Here is a 15,195-nt window from a genome sequence, read left to right as displayed (position 1 = left end):
GCGGCGTTGGTAGGGCTTGGTTACGCTTAAGTCGTTCATGTTAAGTGTCCACTAGAAAATAAGTGGACACTATCCTGACGGCGGCAGCGCCTGGCTCAAGATGGGATTACCGGACGCTTACACCAATACACCCATCCGAATAGAAACTATTCACAATGCCATGCTTCAAGCACAAATTGCGGCGGCTCATATTTGTGGTAAACCGTCTCCGCCTGCCTCTCCTCCTCGTTTTTGGTCAGATCTCAACGGCATGAAAGTCCAGTGTATTGGAATCGCCACTGGATACGACCGAATTCAGCGGCGTCCCACAGAGAGTGACAATGCCTGTGAATTCTGGCTCTTTTCCGGAGACCGGATGATCGCAGCTGAAACGGTCAATCTTCCCACCCGGCAAGCCAAGCTATCTAAAGCTCTCTCCGGGTAAGTGTAAGCGAGATGGGATGCAACTCATTCTCATCTCTGAGATTTCTATGTGTCGAGCCTCGTGACTGAGCATATCCAGCTGCAGGGGGATTCTGGCCCTCCCACAAGCTCTGCTGTAGAGCAGGAGATACAGAATCGCCCAGCCCAGCTGTGATGGCCACAGTGACCAGTCATTCACCCGGGGCTTACCTAACGACCAGGAAAGTGGAGCAATTGCCAAAGCGATTATTCAGATGGGACATAGCCTAGGACTCGATGTACTGGCCGAGGGAATTGAGACCAAAGAGCAAGAAAACCATCTCCGAATCCTTGGCTGTGATGCGGGACAAGGCTATCTATATGCTAAGCCGCTCTCAGTCAAAAGGTGCGAGGAGTACCTACAAGTTACTGACTGGGTTTAATTGGCCCGATGGTGGTCATCGAATCAATTTGGGATCACCGAACGCTTAGTGTGCGCCGGCGTTATCGCACCATCTGAACGTTCGCTTTGCGACCACGCTGTACATTGAATTTTTTCGCATCATTCAGGCTGCACACTGCAGATCTGGTCTGTGTTTCCTAACTTCTGCGATCAGTATTCACCCACCGCCGAATCCAATCCAAAGCACCTTCCGAAGGGCTGGAATTACACACCCCACGAACCTCGCCAAGCACCCACGTCTTGTTGTGGCACTCAAGCGATATGGTCAAGCGCTCCGGGTGGACCATCCGGTAAATGAACACTTCCCCGAGTGCGACCGGCACGTCATAGCTGCCTACGCAATGGCGCATGGTTGCCCCTTCTTCCAGAAGCTCCAGCCAGGAGCCCAACGGCTCTATAACATCGATTGGGGCAAGGGGCGGTTTCGGATAGTCGCCGTGCTTCTCAGAAAGCTCCTTCGCCAGGTCTTGGCGCTTCTCTTCGGAGTTTCGGTTGTTTGCCCGGTTAAAACGTTCAACTAAGCGGTCATGTTGGTCCTGAAGGGTTTCTCGGGAATGGATTGCTGCAAGGGCCTGTTCGTTACCGCCGGCCATGGCGAGCGAATCCCGAATCATCCGGCATAGCCAGGACAACTCCACTGCCGAGGTATGTTCATCCACCAGATTCAGCAATCCGGGCCATAACGGTTGTCGAATGCGATTCAGCAAACGAAGGTGGTTCACATGGAGGTGAGGGTGGTGCCGCATCAAGGCTAAGTACTCGGGGTTCTTAAGTGCGGCGCGAATATCTTCCAGCTCCCAAGGTAATAGGGGCGACAAGGCCAGGCGACGGACTAATCGAACGAGAGATTTGCTACCTGGCAGCCCAATTGCTTTAAGAATATTGGAACGCTTACCGGCCAGAAACGCGTTAAACCGCTCGAGTGACCAGGACTGTTTTCGCGCATGGTCGACCGCCAGGATAAACAGTAGAGGAGCATCCTCGACCAATTCCCGAGCCGCTGCAGAAGCCGCACAGGCCTGTGCGAGCACAAAGTCCATGGCGGGCATCAACGCAGTGACGGCCGATACACCTTTCGGCAGGGCATCACACAGGCGCCTTCCTTTATCATCTTCCAGCGTAAACAGGGGTAACCCGGGCGGCTCCAGGAACTGGCCCGACGCAATCTGACCTTCATCGTTATAGCTGGCCCAATGCAGGGGTTGCTCTGAATCCCAACGATTAACCTCAACCCGGATCGGGTAATTGAGTATCTGGCTCAGGTCGTAAACGATGCCGGGTGATTTCATGCCTACGTGATCCATATCTGTTCGAATAGAGCAAGATAATAAAGTAAAGCGACATACACAGTCGCTCAGTCTATCGATACTAGGTGGGAATGCTGGTTAAACGAGTAAGGCGACATGAATTTTACAAGTACGCTGCTTTTAGTTGCGGCCCCGGATATAGCTTTAACGTTTCCTGAGCCTCGCTTCCTCTTTGTGGATGACAAAAAGGCTAAGGCAATGTCCCACCTGAGTCTCGCTACGCAGTATTTGGCGGGCCCAGATCGCTGGCATGGAGTCGAGAGCTTTCTTTGGGAAGCAATGGGGTGGCTGGATGTTGCGTCGGAGAAACTTAAAGACAAAAGTCTGATCGTCGTCCTCTTGAATGACTCGGACTATGTCCGCGAAGAAAAGTGTGTATGTATGGTCGCTGTAGAGGACTCGCCATATTACTTGCTAACCATCTTTATCTCAGATAGTGCGGGTCAGTGCACTCGCACGGATGCAGCATACATCATAGAGTCTACGAGGTTTGCGAGCCTGAACATGGAGCGAAGCCAGCTGAACAGGTTTATCCAGGCATTGACCGCCGGCAGCTCTTTGACGTCCAATTGGGCTAACTTTCACGCAGTGTCTTCAATACTAGTTGAACAAGGACTGATCAATGGATAAGAACGAACACGAGGTTATAACGCTTAACTACCCAGAGAATCTGTATGGCGGCATAATGGTGTGTGGTTATAACTTTGGTTTTTCTCGAGAAGATGAAGTGAATGAAATGACTGGCATTCAGGAGGAGCGAGAAGAAAAGTCGTTCTTCTCGGATCCGGCAGTTAATGGTACCCGGTTTAGGAACAAATTAGTCGCGCTAATTCAAAGTTGGGGCGTGCCACTTCAGACAGATCCATGTCATGCATCTGGCTTTGAGCGGTCATTCTTCCAGACAAATTGGATTATGACCCAGACTCGTTCAATCACTGGCGCAGAAAAGATCGACATTGAAACGCTAGTCGAGAATTCTGAGAGCATCTTGAAATTGATTGAGCGTCGGGCCCCCCGAGTCATTCTCTTTGTGGGAAGCCAGCTCATCGAAGCGCTTAATGACATAAGGATTCGCGGTGATGTTGAGCGAATTTTGGGAGCTCGGCCGGGTAATGCTGTACATCACGTCTCGGATGTCCCTACGACTGGCCGGCAATTTAAAGTGCTTATCCAACAATTTCCGCATACAACAGTTGTTAGCATTCCCCATGTAACCGGTACCCAAGGCCTAAGGGACGACTACATGGAGGGTTTTGCTCCCTTGATGCGTGAAATATTGCTCGAAGAAAGTGTGGTGGAACAGTAACTGGAGCTGTGTCTCGAAGGGGGGTGATTAATGTGCGGTCGGTACAACGTAACCGACTCTCCGGAAGTCCAAACGCTGATGGAACAATTGGGGCTGCCCGGTGTCGCACCCAGACCCCAGCACAACGTCCCACCAGGCGGAATCGGCGAGTTTGTCATGGAAGCAGCGGATGACCGGTACCTGCTACCAGGGATCTGGTCGGTATTAATTGAGCCGAACCCGAACGGCTATGGTTTCCGGCCCAACCCGAAATTCCACACCTTCAATGCCCGCGGCGATCGGCTGACCAGCAGTCCACTTTGGAAAAAAGTGTATCCGACCAAGCGTTGCATTATTCCAGTCAGCGCATTTCACGAATGGAGAGGTAAGCAGGTCTACAACATTCACCCGCAGAATGAAGCCACGGCACTGGCGGGGCTCTGGCAATCCTGGCATTTCGGGGACGAGCAGGTGAATTCCTTCACCGTCATCACCCTGCCGCCGCACCCGAGGTTCAGCCACATCCACCCGAAAAGCATTCCGCTGATGCTGCGGCCGCAGGAGTTTGATTTGTGGCTGGATCCTGAGTTTCACGCGACGGATGCGTTTCAAGGGCTGATGAGAACCCATATCTCCGCCCCGCTGGTGTGTGAGCCGGTGCGGAGTACCCATATCCTAGAGCCGGTGGGTGATGTGGAGGTTATTCCCGCTGATGGTTAGTTGGTTTTAACGAACCCACCAGGAAATAAAAAACACCGGCGCAACCACCAGGATCGGAATCTTTAACCACACCGGGAAGGCTTCCCATTCCTCCCAACCGACACCGTGGTCATTGAAATAGCTGATGCACAGCATCGACACCACAACCCAGAGCACCGCACCCAACGCAGCTAAAATCAGAATCATCACGCACCTCGCTGGATGTTAAAGACAAACGTCATCGCATTGGCTTTGCTGATGGTTAGCACGTGAATGCTGGCGGCATCTTCGTGCATCTCCAGATTGAGCAACTCCAGCACAGAATTCGAATAGCGAAGCTCCTCAAACCATCGAGCATAGAAATGCTGAACCGCTGCGGAAAGATCATCTGACTGGGTGACGAGCTCACAGCGCAGCAGGGCATCGGGGCAATCGGGCTGCTCGCGAATGAACGATTGCTCGCTGAACAGCGGGTCGTTATGGATCAGGGCATTAAAGATGTCGTGCTGGAACCCCAGCATGGTGGAGTCGAAATCGTAGGTTTTTGGGGTAAACCCATGTTCTAGCAGGAGGGCGGCAAATTTGTGTTTGTTCAGGGCAGGGTTCCTTGTGTCGTTGGCAGAGTTGGCCATTGGCTTTACTTGACCAGCACAAGAATCTAGCATGACGTAGCGTCAGAATGTGTCGCTTAAGCTGTCGACTTCGAGAAAAGACAAGGATCCCGCCATGTCCAGCACTGCCGTTCGCTACCTCACCATGCTCCGGATGGTGCCCCGGTACCCAAGATCCATCACCACCACCGAACTGGCGAGCCGCCTGGAAGAGCAGGGCTTTTCGGTAACCATGCGCTCGATCCAGCGGGATCTGGAAAAGCTGAGTGGGGATTTCCCTTTGTTGGTTGATGAAAACTCCCGGCCTTACCGCTGGTCGTTCGACCGCAATGCGACCATGGACATCATACCGGCGCTGGATCTGCCGGCAGCCCTGACCTTTGAACTGGCGAAGGCCTACCTCTCACCAATGCTGCCGCCAAGGGCACTGTCCCACTTAAAGCCCCACTTCGATGAAGCCCACCGCACGTTGTTGCGTGAAAAGACCCCCCTGGGCCAGTGGCCAGACCGGGTGAGGGTGATCAATCGGGGGTTGGGAGGTGCGCGCCCGCCCGTTGATGCCGATGTTCTGGAAGCGGTCACCGAAGCCTTGCTCCGGGAATACCAGTGCAAACTCACCTACCAGGCTCGCAGCTGGCCGGAACCGGAAGAGATTGTGGTGCATCCGTTCGGGCTCATCTTCCGGGACCCGAATGTGTACCTGATCGGCACCATCGAAGGCAGGGAAGGGGTTCGCCAGCTGGTGCTGCACAGGGCTACGGCCGGTGAAGCAGTGGAAGAGCTCATCGAGCGCCCGGAAGATTTTGATCTGGATTTGTACATCCACTCCGGCGCCATGGGCATTCTGAAATCCGATGAGCCTGTGTATCTGAAGTTACGCTGCGACAAACCGGTGCTGAACCACCTGATCGAATCCCCACTGGGATTTGATCAGATCACCACCGAGATTGATGACCAGACCTTCGAAATGGCCGTCACCGTGGGCGACACCCAGGACCTTCGCTGGTGGCTCACCGCCCAGGCGGTGCATTGCGATATTCTGGAGCCGGCGTGGTTGCGGGAAGAGATTGAAGCCACGCTTAAGCAGGGGCTGAAGCGGACGCGAAGGACCGGTAACGCATGAGTCATTCCCCCACGGCTTCAACAATCACCGTTTTACCTTTGGCCCGTGCATAATTCAGGGCGGACGCGGTACCCCGGGATTTGCCATCCCAGAAGGCGATCACCAAATCAGCCGTATCGACGATGGTACGGTTACGAATCGGGCCGGCCCCACGGCCGTATTGTTTCCAGTCGGGTTTGATCACGGTAATAGGCAGCTTGTGTTCCCGGGCTAGTTGCTCCGCCAGAGCATCCGCGCCTTTTGCGCCGCCAGAGATGATGTGCGCGGGCAACCAGCGTTGGAGTACACGCTCCAGGCGATCGTAGTCATTAAAGTGGCGAGAACCAATAACGGCGATTTTGCGCATAGCGAGCTCCACAGGCTGGTAGACAGGACTGAGAGCTTAGCGCCAGTTAGCGACTATCCTTGTCGCTTTGAGCATGATTCGCCACCCCAAACGGAATATGTACCATCGGAACATTCCCCGCATCCGACTGCAGATGGCTGCGCTGGTCATCAAAGAACATATGGGGCTTCAGCACATTCAGAATGCGGTCTTTCTTCATGCCGCCCAGGAAGAAGACCTCATTGGCATCCACGCCCCAGTGTTCCAGGGTGGTAATCACACGTTCGTGAGCAGGGGCGCTACGAGCGGTGACGATGGCCGTGCGCAGGATGCGCTGGTAATCTGGATTGGCTTTCTGCGCCTCATCCTCCAGTTGCTGCAGCAGTGACAGCTTTCTGAACAGGTCAGCCAGCGGCCCCGGGCTGTGGGGAATGCGGGCCTTAGAGGTTTCGTGGGCGTGGAATGCTTCCAGCTCTCCACCTTTATAAACCCGCTCCGACGCATCATCGGCAATCACCCCATCGAAGTCGAAAGCAATACGCAGCTCGAAATCGTCCTCGTCATCCACCACAGGGGATGGCAGCACCGTGCCTGCCGGGTATTTGTAGTCGATGGCTTTCAGAACATCCTGTTCATTGGACGACAGGAACAGCGACGCATTGAACGCCGGAATGTAGGGGTAGGGCGATTTGCCCTCCAGAAACGCCGCTCGAGAGATATCCAGCCCATGGTGCTCAATCGACCGGAACACCCGTTTGCCAGTAATTGAAGAGTTGCGGGACAAGAGCACCACTTCTACCGGCGCGGTCTCCGGAAACCGTTTGTTGATGTTCAGGAACCGCCGAACAAATGGAAACGCCACCCCCTTGTCCAAGGGGACCTCCAGATGCTCTTCCTGGTAGTCCCGGTAGGCAATGGCACCCTGCTCCTGAAACACCCTGTCAGACTCAGACAGGTCAAACAGGGCGCTGGAGGCTACAGCGATGACGAGCTTTTCTTCTATGGGGTAGGGCAAAGCGAATTCTCCAATTCATCCTAAGCGGCGCGACGCTTCTACACGTGCAACGTCCCAGCTGGAATCGTCGGTAGGCAATCCGTTAACTCCCAGTGGTGGCACCCCGTGCTCTTTCCGTCGGGCGTTTACCTTCTCGGTGTAGTCCACACTCATAGGATTAATACCGCGGCGACGGTCGTTGGCGTCTGCGATGGAGTCCATCATGGCATCGTATTCTTCCGGGAAGAGTTCGTAGTGTACATCGTGGACCAGCTTGTTGAGCTCATCCAGCTTCCGGCACTCCTCCTCGGATAGACCCTCGCGTTCTGCGGTGCGCTTCTTGAGCATTTCTTTTTCGGCACGATTCATCGTTTTCTCCCTGTTCAGTTCAACTGCGATCAGTCTAGGCCAGTTGGGCGACACATATTGTCGCAGCCGTTCCTTAGAATGAACTTATCAACAAAGGAGGGATGAATGAGCACCCACTACACCGCTGAAAGCATCTCCCGTGCATTGTTCCACACAGATCCTATGCACACGTGCTGCGCAGAGAATGACTGCTTCGATGAGTACGACGCGGTGGCCCGGAGTGTCAGTGAGCATCTACAGAATGGTGAAGCCTTGGAACATGCCTTTGCCCGTGCGCTCGGAGCCTGGTTTTACGATGATGAGGGTCTTCCAGTGCAACCCGCTGTGATTAGGCTCGTCATTGAATGGCTTGAGAAAGAGGGACGACACCATGAGTGAACTTAGAACCGACCTGAAAGCCGGATTGAAGGGAAAGTCCCATGCCGCCATTCTGATAGCCATGGGCTACCGAAACCCGACTCCTGCGAACATCAAGCGCCTGGAGAACGTACTGGCCAGTAAACATCTTGGCCTCGAGGGAGGAGGATTTGACCTTAAATACAGTTCGGCAGAGTTTCTGCTGGCACTGAGTAAAGTGGCAGGTCTTAAGGGGCAGGAGGCTCACCATCGGATCAGCCACCTTGAGCAACCCCTCTCTGAAGAGTGGCATGCATTCAAGCCATATCTCTGGGTAGATACCAACTTCAAACGCACCAGCCAGCCGATCTTCGCCCTAGCCGCGTGTGAGTCATTCCGCCACCTGTTCTTTCCGAAGGGTTTCTGGCGGCTACCACTGGAGCAACAATTGGCCAAAGCGGGTGAAAAGATTCGTGAACACGTGCGCGAGACCACCGGCACTCTCGGTATCTGGGGCAAGATTGAAGCTTACTGGTTTGTCCCGGCGCCAGGCCAAGCCTATGTCCTGTCGACTGAAGGTGACGTGATTGGCGAAAAACACTTTGCAACATGTAAACAATAGTTACGTTTGTTGGAATTCGCTCCAACTTCACGCAGTATTGCTTATACTCGGAATGCAACGCAGCCTAACTTTTCTGAACTTGGCGGACCGGCTGCGCAGAGAGATTTACCAAACAAGGACGAAAGATGTACGACCTGATCGGCGATATTCACGGCCACGCCACTGAACTCAAAGCCCTCCTCGCCAAGATGGATTACCGCGAAACAGACGGCGTGTGGCAGCACCCCGAGCGCCAAGTTATTTTCCTGGGTGACTTTGTAGACCGCGGCCCGGAACAGGTAGAAACCGTCACCATTGCCCGAAACATGGTCGAGAATGGCCAAGCACTGGCGGTCATGGGCAACCACGAATTCAACGCAGTAGCCTGGGCTACGGAAGACCCGCAAAACCCTGGCGAATACCTTCGCCCCCATATCGAAAAGAACCTGAAGCAGCACAGAGCCTTTCTGGAGCAAGTAGGTGAGGGCAGCAAACTGCACCACAGCATGATCGAGTGGTTCAAATCCTTACCGGTGTATCTGGACTTGCCGGAATTTCGAGTAGTACACGCCTGCTGGCACCCGGAGCATCTTGCGGCCATAGCCAAGTACACCAATAAAGAAAATCGGTTACTTCCGACCGCTTGGGAGGAGGCAAGTCGAAAGGGCTCAGAGGCGTACGAGGCTGTTGAGACCCTGCTTAAAGGCTTGGAAATCCGGTTACCACCCGGACACCATTTCCACGACAAGGATGGTAATCCGAGATATGACATTCGAACTCGCTGGTGGCAGCAAGAGCAATTAACTTACCGAGATCTCGCCATGGTACCTGGGTCGGAGATCGCCAAGATTCCACATACTCCGGTTGAATCCGATGTACTACCGGGCTATGACGGTGAAAAACCGGTTTTTGTGGGGCATTACTGGATGTCTGGAACTCCAGAGCCTTTGAGTGAGCATGTTGTTTGCCTTGACTACAGCATTGCTGGAGAAGGTAAGGGGAAGCTCTGCGCATACCAGGTTAATGGAGAAGTGCAACTCGACGCAGATAGCTTTGTCTGGGTCGAAAGTAGCCGTTAAGAGATACTCTCAGATAACAGTTAGCCAATTGGCATAGGTGGACATGCAGACCTATCGTGAGTTGTTGAAAAGCCTTCGGCGATTACAGTCGTTACAGCAAGATAGCAATCGGATTAATAGGAAGGCGGAAGAAAAGCGGGAAGAACTGGCAGCGATCAGAAAAGAAGCTCGGGCCGTAACAAAACAGGCCGCCGAGCTCCACAGGGAAATTACAGCAGAGGTTTGTCAGCAAGCTCTGAATCGTCGTGAAGGGATTCCGGACGACCTGGACGAGTTCTGTTATGAAGTTGAAAAATGGATTAAAAGGGCTAAGCGGATCAGGAAGGAACAAAAGGTGGTTTATTTGGATGGCCGGGACCTGGACATACCGGATATGGACGTTCCTGGCGAGATAGAACCGCCAAAAGCTTGTTACCCCTGTAACGTTTTTCAGGCTGTGAGCTTAGCCATCGGAAACATGCGCCCGGAGTTAGAGGATGTAATCCGTGCCCGGTATGGCATCCACAGGAATGAGCGCCAAGGCCAAACGCCGGGGCTTATTACCTACCATTGGTACATTGCGCAGCAGCTAAATATCAGCCCAAGCACTGTAAGCCGGCGCCTTCGTGAAGCCAAAAGGTTCCTGTGCCATCCCTGCCGGTCGGATCCGCTTCGAGCGGCCATGGAAGCGAGGCCCCATAGAACAATATGTTGTGCCTCAGAATACCTTGTAAGGTCAGTTTTGGGAGCGGATTAACATGTTCGGGAATCTGGGTCCTGCATCTAAAAGGAGATAGCGCGTGATAGCTGAGTGGCCATCAGAAATAATAAAACCTGGTGATTCAGTTCGCCTGAAGAATGCCCCTGATCGCACCGGAACTGTTACCAGCCAGTTAGACGGTTCACCTCGCAGGCCCAGAGTCTATGTGAATTTCGACGGTGAAGGCTCGGAACCAGTTCTGTTCTCGAACCTTGAGCCAGTTGATGATAGGCCCATTGGTGAATACGAGCGTTTTCAACGAGGTTTGTTCGGGGGAGTGCGCCACCTTCGAAAAGAGATTACCTACCGCAGGCTAAGTGGAAAGCTCGCCAACCTGATATATAGCCTTAATACAACTAACACTCAGTTTTTCCCCTATCAGTTCAAACCAGTACTCCAGTTTCTTGACTCACCCAGCAACGGCCTGTTGATTGCCGACGAAGTTGGTCTCGGTAAAACGATCGAAGCCGGCCTGATCTGGACTGAATTAAGGGCGCGAGAGGATGCTCGGCGGTTACTCGTGGTTTGTCCTGCCATGCTCAGGGAGAAATGGGTAGAAGAGTTGGCGAACCGCTTTGGTGTAATGGCCCAATGTGTAGATGCAGGCGAATTGCTGACAAAACTCGAGTCAGTCAAGGCCCGACCCCACCAGGATTTTGCGTTGGTTGCTAGCATGCAAGGGCTAAGACCCCCTCGCGGGTTTGCGCAAGGTAACTCCAAGAACGGTGCTGCAAAACTTGGGCGCTACCTTGACGGTCTGGACGGAGATGACCCGCTTCTTGATTTAGTCATAATCGATGAAGCGCACTACCTTCGTAACGAATCTTCCCAGACAAACAAACTCGGCCAGCTTTTGCGGCCCGTCGCGTCTAACCTTGTACTTCTCTCAGCCACACCGATTCAGCTCAGAAATAAAGACCTGTTCAACCTGTTGAAGCTGCTTGATGAAGACTCATTCCCTTATGAGCATTCCTTCGAGGATACCCTGTACGCCAATGCACCGCTCAAGGACCTTCGTGAGAAAGTCCTTACGGGGGTAGCAACAACAGAGGACTTTGAGGAGGCGCTGAACCAAGCGCAATGGCGCTCTATGTTCGGTGAGAGCCTTCAACTTGAGCACCTCATAGAAAATCCTCCGACGGCCGATCAGCTTAAAGATCCCAGGTCCCGTTCAGAGTTGGCAGACCAGCTCGACAGAATCAATCCGCTCGGTAAAGTCATTACCCGAACACTTAAGCGAGAAGTTAACGAAAACCGAGTTATCAGAATGCCTCGCGCCGTTGTGGCACCAATGAGCTCGGTGGAGCGTGATTTCTACCAACAGGTAACCGAGGTTGTTCGGGAATACTGTGCAGACAATCAGCTGTCTACGGGCTTTATACTGACTACTCCTCAGAGGCAGATGACAAGCTGTATGGCAGCAGCTTGTCGAGGTTGGCAGGCCAACTTCGATAGCATGTTCGGGGACGATCTTGACGAGCTGCTATACGAACTTGATGGAGAAACAGAAGGTAGTAACGAGCCGCCGGCCTCAATGGGAGAGCTTGTTAAAACCCTTGCCTTGGTAGGAAAGAGTATTGGTAGTTATGAATCACTCAAAGCCTCGGATACCAAATACAATCAACTAATCAGTGCCTTGAAAGACTACTGGGCGCAGTACCCGGGCAAGAAAATTATATTGTTTGCATTCTACAAAGGCACTTTGAGATACCTTCACGAAAGATTATCTGAGGAAGGTATTGGCTCGCTGGTGCTTCATGGCGGCATGGACAAGAACGAAGTGATACGCCAGTTCCGTGGAGACGCGCAATACAACATCCTATTGTCATCTGAGGTTGCGGCCGAGGGTGTTGACCTTCAGTTCTCAAGTGTTCTGATCAACTACGACCTTCCCTGGAACCCGATGCGGATCGAGCAGCGAATCGGCCGTATCGACCGGATTGGCCAGGAAGAGGATCGTATACATATATGGAACATGATCTATGAGGACACTATAGATCAGCGTGTGTATGACCGGTTATTGGATCGGCTCGATATTTTCCGAAATGCTATGGGAAGTATGGAAACTATCCTTGGAGACCAGGTGCAGGCGCTAACCAAAGAGTTGTTGGGCCACAAGCTTACGCCGGAGCAAGAAGCCGAAAGGATTGAGCAAACGGCTGTTGCATTAGAAAAAAATCGGCAGGACCAGGAACGCCTGGAACGGGAAGCTGATCAGCTGATAGCCCATGGCGACTTTATCCAAAAAAAGGTTCGCGCTGCCAGAGAGCTTGGGCGTTATATCTCGGGAGAAGATCTCTACATCTATACCCGTGATTTCCTGAATGAGCGATACCCCGGGTCTTTCCTGATCCAGTCAGAAAACAATCCAGACTGGTACAGGTGTGAACTTTCCACCCAGGCCCGCGCAGAGTTTGGTGTCTTCCTCAAAAACCATCACCTTCAGGGTAAAACGCGGCTTCTGGAGCATAGCCCGCCGGAGTTGTTCTTCGACAACCAGCAGGCGCGGCCGATTAGCTCTGTTGAGCGTGTTACCCAAGATCATCCGCTGATTCGTTTCGTTACGAAGACGATTGAGCATGAAGGGGATGCTGCATCTGAATATCCCGCACATGCTATTTCAATTCCGTCTCTGGCTGTGCCAGGCGTAGAGCCGGGTATTTATGTTTATACCGTTGCTCGCTGGTCAGTGGGCGGTGCAATTGACACTGAAAAACTGGCCTATGTAGTTAAAGGGCTGGATGGCGAAACCCTGGATGAGGAGAGTGCAGAACTTCTGGTCAATACCTCCGCACTCAAAGGTGACGACTGGCGCTCTGTGAAGAATGAAATAGATACAGAAGAGGTGGCTGAACTCTTTGACGTTGCGAGAGTGGGGCTTGAGCACAGCTTCAGCGAATACCGGCAGCAGATGATTCGGGCCAACACAGACAGGGTCAGGATGATGGTAGCGAGCCTGGAAAAAGAACTAAAAACAAAAACAGCCAGAAGCCAGGAGCGGATAAACGACTACCGCCAAAGTGGAGATCCTAAAAAAATGAAAATGATTCGTCCGGAGGAAGGCAAGAAGGCGAAACTCAAGACCCGCCTGACTGACCGCATCAAAGAAATTCAGCTTCGGGAGAAGCTAACCGTGGGTAAAAAATCCATTGCAGCCGGAGTAGTCAAAGTCTCCGCATAAGGATGTGTTATGAGCATGAAAGACGCAATGGCGAAGGCCTACGAAAAAGCAGGAAAGAAACTGCCGGTCTCGCATAAAAAAAGAAACAAAAAAAGGCGTCCTTCCAAGGTGCGTGATCACAAACGCCCCGTTGAGGTTAAGCAGGAATGGAGCAAGGATTCAAAACCCGTTGTTCGCAGGCAACGGATATCCGAGGAAGGTCTAGATAGCCGCGCGCCAAAAGCTCCCCCGCAGCCCGCGAAGCCTGCCACCTACGAGGTAGATATCGCCCCGGATGCAGCCGCGACTTTCAGTGCCAATGATAACCGCTCAAGTCATTGCCTACTTGTGGAGAGTACCGAGAATCTGAGCGGAATGCTCGGAGTCATGAATGCAGCGGCACCGGAAGAGGAGTTATTTCTGGGCTTTGATTTGGGAACCTCATCCCTCAAGGCCGTCGTTGGTGATCGAAACCGTCGCGTGCACTACGCTGTTCCGTTCCGGGATGCCGTGGGAATTGATCAGTATCTGTTGCCCACTCGGCTTTATCAAACCAGTGGCGTCTATACGTTGGAGGGTGTGTCACAGCCCGACAACCAGAATCTCAAGTTGGATTTAATGGAAGATCCCACAAATAACCAGGCCCGACAGCGGCTGGTTGCATTCATAGCCCTTTCGCTACGCCAGATCAGCGCGTGGTTTCAGACAGCTCATGGTAAAACCTACGGTAGTTCGAATCTTTTGTGGTCTTTGAATTTGGGAGTGCCTGCAGCTGAGTCTGGCCGGCTTTCAGATGTGATGGAATTACTGGGGTGGGCTGGCTGGATCGCCGCGACATCAGAAGCTCCAATTGATGACGGGCTCATTGGTGATGCCATGGAGCGTGCGGAACAGCTGCTTAATGGGGAAGCAGATCCAGCACAGACAGAGGATGTAGAGGTCGGTACCGTTCCGGAAATTGCCGCCCAGATATACGGCTATGTTCGCTCCGATGCCTTTGACCGCAACGCTCAAAACCTGTTCATTCTGGCAGACGTCGGCGCCGGCACCGTAGATTGTGCCATGTTTAAAGTCCGGCCGGATAAACACAGCGAGGAATTCTTGTTCTACGAGAAATCGGTAGAGCCTTTGGGTGTAACCAGTCTCCACATACACAGATTGGAGTGGTGGCAGCAGGTATTCACTGAAGTGGAGCACGCGCCAGATAAGCTGGTGGATGCCATTGATGCAGAGCTGAAACAGATAGACGCAACCCGCCCGGTACCGGATAAGTTCAGTAAGTATTTTAACGGTGTTACCGTTAAGTCCTCTCCCAAAGGCCCACTTGGGCTTCACAACCCGGACGCGGAATTCGATCAACGCCTGAGGGCGCAGGTTCAGGACGGCACCTTGGAGAAAGGCAGGCAGACCGGCGGATGGCATGTAGAGGCCCTGAAAGACACGCCGTTTCTGCTTTCGGGTGGCGGTTCTCGTAACAAGTTCTACGAGCGAATCAAAGAGGGCCTTCGCCATCATCCTAGCCTTGGCTATCTGCGCTTGAACCCCAAGCCACTCGTTTTACCATCGAACATCAAGGCTCCCGGCTTGGCCCGGCAGGACTGGGATCGGCTCTCCGTAGCCTACGGTCTGAGTTTTGGCAGTGTGGGAAAAGCTACATTTGTACCAGCGGTTAGCACTTAGGCTCGCGGAGTTCTTCATTATTGGCACCAATGCGCCTAAATAT

The 15,195-nt window shown here is 53.0% G+C and carries 17 protein-coding genes; 11 read left to right on the top strand and 6 right to left on the bottom strand.

Annotation, left to right across the window (positions count from 1 at the left end; genetic code table 11):
* Nucleotides 1–100: 100 nt before the first annotated feature.
* Together QPL95_RS17510 and QPL95_RS17505 are read left to right on the top strand one after the other, a co-directional pair.
* Nucleotides 101–424, top strand: a complete 324-nt coding sequence (locus QPL95_RS17510; protein WP_368389765.1) for an oxidoreductase C-terminal domain-containing protein — start codon at nucleotides 101–103, stop codon at nucleotides 422–424.
* Nucleotides 425–557: 133 nt separating this feature from the next.
* Nucleotides 558–824 carry an EAL domain-containing protein gene (locus QPL95_RS17505; RefSeq protein WP_081496573.1) on the top strand — a complete coding sequence of 89 codons (267 nt, stop codon included), beginning with the start codon at nucleotides 558–560 and terminating at the stop codon, nucleotides 822–824.
* 157 nt (nucleotides 825–981) lie between these two features.
* Here the strand turns inward: QPL95_RS17505 and QPL95_RS17500 are convergent, their stop codons facing one another.
* Entirely contained in the window at nucleotides 982–2,133 is a 1,152-nt protein-coding gene (locus QPL95_RS17500; protein WP_303292213.1) for a PcfJ domain-containing protein, read from the bottom strand.
* Nucleotides 2,134–2,773: 640 nt separating this feature from the next.
* Between QPL95_RS17500 and QPL95_RS17495 the strand changes: the two genes are divergently transcribed.
* A complete protein-coding gene (locus QPL95_RS17495; protein WP_303292212.1) occupies nucleotides 2,774–3,457 on the top strand; it encodes a hypothetical protein in 684 nt (227 codons plus the stop codon).
* A gap of 30 nt (nucleotides 3,458–3,487) precedes the next feature.
* Nucleotides 3,488–4,156, top strand: a complete 669-nt coding sequence (locus QPL95_RS17490; protein ID WP_303292211.1) for an SOS response-associated peptidase — start codon at nucleotides 3,488–3,490, stop codon at nucleotides 4,154–4,156.
* Between the two features lie 6 nt (nucleotides 4,157–4,162).
* Here QPL95_RS17490 and QPL95_RS17485 read toward each other — a convergent pair whose 3' ends face one another.
* Both QPL95_RS17485 and QPL95_RS17480 read right to left on the bottom strand, forming a co-directional pair.
* Nucleotides 4,163–4,342 carry a hypothetical protein gene (locus QPL95_RS17485; protein ID WP_278351268.1) on the bottom strand — a complete coding sequence of 60 codons (180 nt, stop codon included), beginning with the start codon at nucleotides 4,340–4,342 and terminating at the stop codon, nucleotides 4,163–4,165.
* Entirely contained in the window at nucleotides 4,342–4,767 is a 426-nt protein-coding gene (locus QPL95_RS17480; RefSeq protein WP_303292210.1) for a hypothetical protein, read from the bottom strand. Before QPL95_RS17480 ends, QPL95_RS17485 begins: the two co-directional genes overlap by 1 nt.
* A 94-nt stretch (nucleotides 4,768–4,861) precedes the next feature.
* Here QPL95_RS17480 and QPL95_RS17475 point away from each other — a divergent pair, with 94 nt between their 5' ends.
* A complete protein-coding gene (locus QPL95_RS17475; protein WP_303292209.1) occupies nucleotides 4,862–5,869 on the top strand; it encodes a YafY family protein in 1,008 nt (335 codons plus the stop codon).
* 1 nt (nucleotide 5,870) lies between these two features.
* Here the strand turns inward: QPL95_RS17475 and QPL95_RS17470 are convergent, their stop codons facing one another.
* From QPL95_RS17470 to QPL95_RS17460, 3 genes are read right to left on the bottom strand one after another with little or no spacing between them, the layout of a single operon-like run.
* On the bottom strand, nucleotides 5,871–6,215 hold the full coding sequence (locus QPL95_RS17470; protein ID WP_303292208.1) for an SLOG family protein: 345 nt from the start codon (nucleotides 6,213–6,215) through the stop codon (nucleotides 5,871–5,873).
* Between the two features lie 46 nt (nucleotides 6,216–6,261).
* Nucleotides 6,262–7,209, bottom strand: a complete 948-nt coding sequence (locus tag QPL95_RS17465) for a 5'-nucleotidase (protein WP_303292207.1) — start codon at nucleotides 7,207–7,209, stop codon at nucleotides 6,262–6,264.
* 15 nt (nucleotides 7,210–7,224) lie between these two features.
* Nucleotides 7,225–7,557 carry a hypothetical protein gene (locus QPL95_RS17460; protein WP_303292206.1) on the bottom strand — a complete coding sequence of 111 codons (333 nt, stop codon included), beginning with the start codon at nucleotides 7,555–7,557 and terminating at the stop codon, nucleotides 7,225–7,227.
* 105 nt (nucleotides 7,558–7,662) lie between these two features.
* On the opposite strand from QPL95_RS17460, the gene QPL95_RS17455 reads away from it, so the two are divergent.
* From QPL95_RS17455 to QPL95_RS17430, 6 genes are all read left to right on the top strand, one after another.
* Nucleotides 7,663–7,935, top strand: coding sequence for a hypothetical protein (locus tag QPL95_RS17455; protein WP_303292205.1), 273 nt, complete (start codon nucleotides 7,663–7,665; stop codon nucleotides 7,933–7,935).
* The gene (locus tag QPL95_RS17450) at nucleotides 7,928–8,515 is read left to right on the top strand and encodes a hypothetical protein (protein ID WP_303292204.1); all 588 of its coding nucleotides are present in this window, start codon (nucleotides 7,928–7,930) and stop codon (nucleotides 8,513–8,515) included. Before QPL95_RS17455 ends, QPL95_RS17450 begins: the two co-directional genes overlap by 8 nt.
* A 125-nt stretch (nucleotides 8,516–8,640) precedes the next feature.
* Nucleotides 8,641–9,573 (top strand): metallophosphoesterase, encoded by a 933-nt coding sequence (locus QPL95_RS17445; RefSeq protein ID WP_303292203.1) that lies wholly within the window; start codon nucleotides 8,641–8,643, stop codon nucleotides 9,571–9,573.
* A gap of 43 nt (nucleotides 9,574–9,616) precedes the next feature.
* Nucleotides 9,617–10,309, top strand: coding sequence for a hypothetical protein (locus QPL95_RS17440; RefSeq protein ID WP_303292202.1), 693 nt, complete (start codon nucleotides 9,617–9,619; stop codon nucleotides 10,307–10,309).
* Between the two features lie 43 nt (nucleotides 10,310–10,352).
* Entirely contained in the window at nucleotides 10,353–13,493 is a 3,141-nt protein-coding gene (locus QPL95_RS17435) for an SNF2-related protein (RefSeq protein ID WP_303292201.1), read from the top strand.
* 366 nt (nucleotides 13,494–13,859) lie between these two features.
* Nucleotides 13,860–15,152 (top strand): hypothetical protein, encoded by a 1,293-nt coding sequence (locus QPL95_RS17430; RefSeq protein ID WP_303292200.1) that lies wholly within the window; start codon nucleotides 13,860–13,862, stop codon nucleotides 15,150–15,152.
* Nucleotides 15,153–15,195: the final 43 nt, after the last annotated feature.

It is taken from the genome of Marinobacter sp. SS5-14b (assembly GCF_030541005.1).
Taxonomy (GTDB): Bacteria; Pseudomonadota; Gammaproteobacteria; order Pseudomonadales; family Oleiphilaceae; genus Marinobacter.
The sequence above is the reverse complement of the archived record's forward strand: the minus strand, read 5'-3'. Positions and strand labels throughout refer to the sequence as shown.

Coding starts and splice junctions, on each gene's coding strand:
- QPL95_RS17500 (WP_303292213.1), bottom strand. CDS start 2,133: ATGAAATCACCCGGCATCGTTTACGACCTGAGCCAGATACTCAATTAC.
- QPL95_RS17430 (WP_303292200.1), top strand. CDS start 13,860: ATGAATGCAGCGGCACCGGAAGAGGAGTTATTTCTGGGCTTTGATTTG.
- QPL95_RS17475 (WP_303292209.1), top strand. CDS start 4,862: ATGTCCAGCACTGCCGTTCGCTACCTCACCATGCTCCGGATGGTGCCC.
- QPL95_RS17485 (WP_278351268.1), bottom strand. CDS start 4,342: ATGATTCTGATTTTAGCTGCGTTGGGTGCGGTGCTCTGGGTTGTGGTG.
- QPL95_RS17470 (WP_303292208.1), bottom strand. CDS start 6,215: ATGCGCAAAATCGCCGTTATTGGTTCTCGCCACTTTAATGACTACGAT.
- QPL95_RS17440 (WP_303292202.1), top strand. CDS start 9,617: ATGCAGACCTATCGTGAGTTGTTGAAAAGCCTTCGGCGATTACAGTCG.
- QPL95_RS17490 (WP_303292211.1), top strand. CDS start 3,488: ATGTGCGGTCGGTACAACGTAACCGACTCTCCGGAAGTCCAAACGCTG.
- QPL95_RS17510 (WP_368389765.1), top strand. CDS start 101: ATGGGATTACCGGACGCTTACACCAATACACCCATCCGAATAGAAACT.
- QPL95_RS17480 (WP_303292210.1), bottom strand. CDS start 4,767: ATGGCCAACTCTGCCAACGACACAAGGAACCCTGCCCTGAACAAACAC.
- QPL95_RS17445 (WP_303292203.1), top strand. CDS start 8,641: ATGTACGACCTGATCGGCGATATTCACGGCCACGCCACTGAACTCAAA.
- QPL95_RS17460 (WP_303292206.1), bottom strand. CDS start 7,557: ATGAATCGTGCCGAAAAAGAAATGCTCAAGAAGCGCACCGCAGAACGC.
- QPL95_RS17450 (WP_303292204.1), top strand. CDS start 7,928: ATGAGTGAACTTAGAACCGACCTGAAAGCCGGATTGAAGGGAAAGTCC.
- QPL95_RS17455 (WP_303292205.1), top strand. CDS start 7,663: ATGAGCACCCACTACACCGCTGAAAGCATCTCCCGTGCATTGTTCCAC.
- QPL95_RS17495 (WP_303292212.1), top strand. CDS start 2,774: ATGGATAAGAACGAACACGAGGTTATAACGCTTAACTACCCAGAGAAT.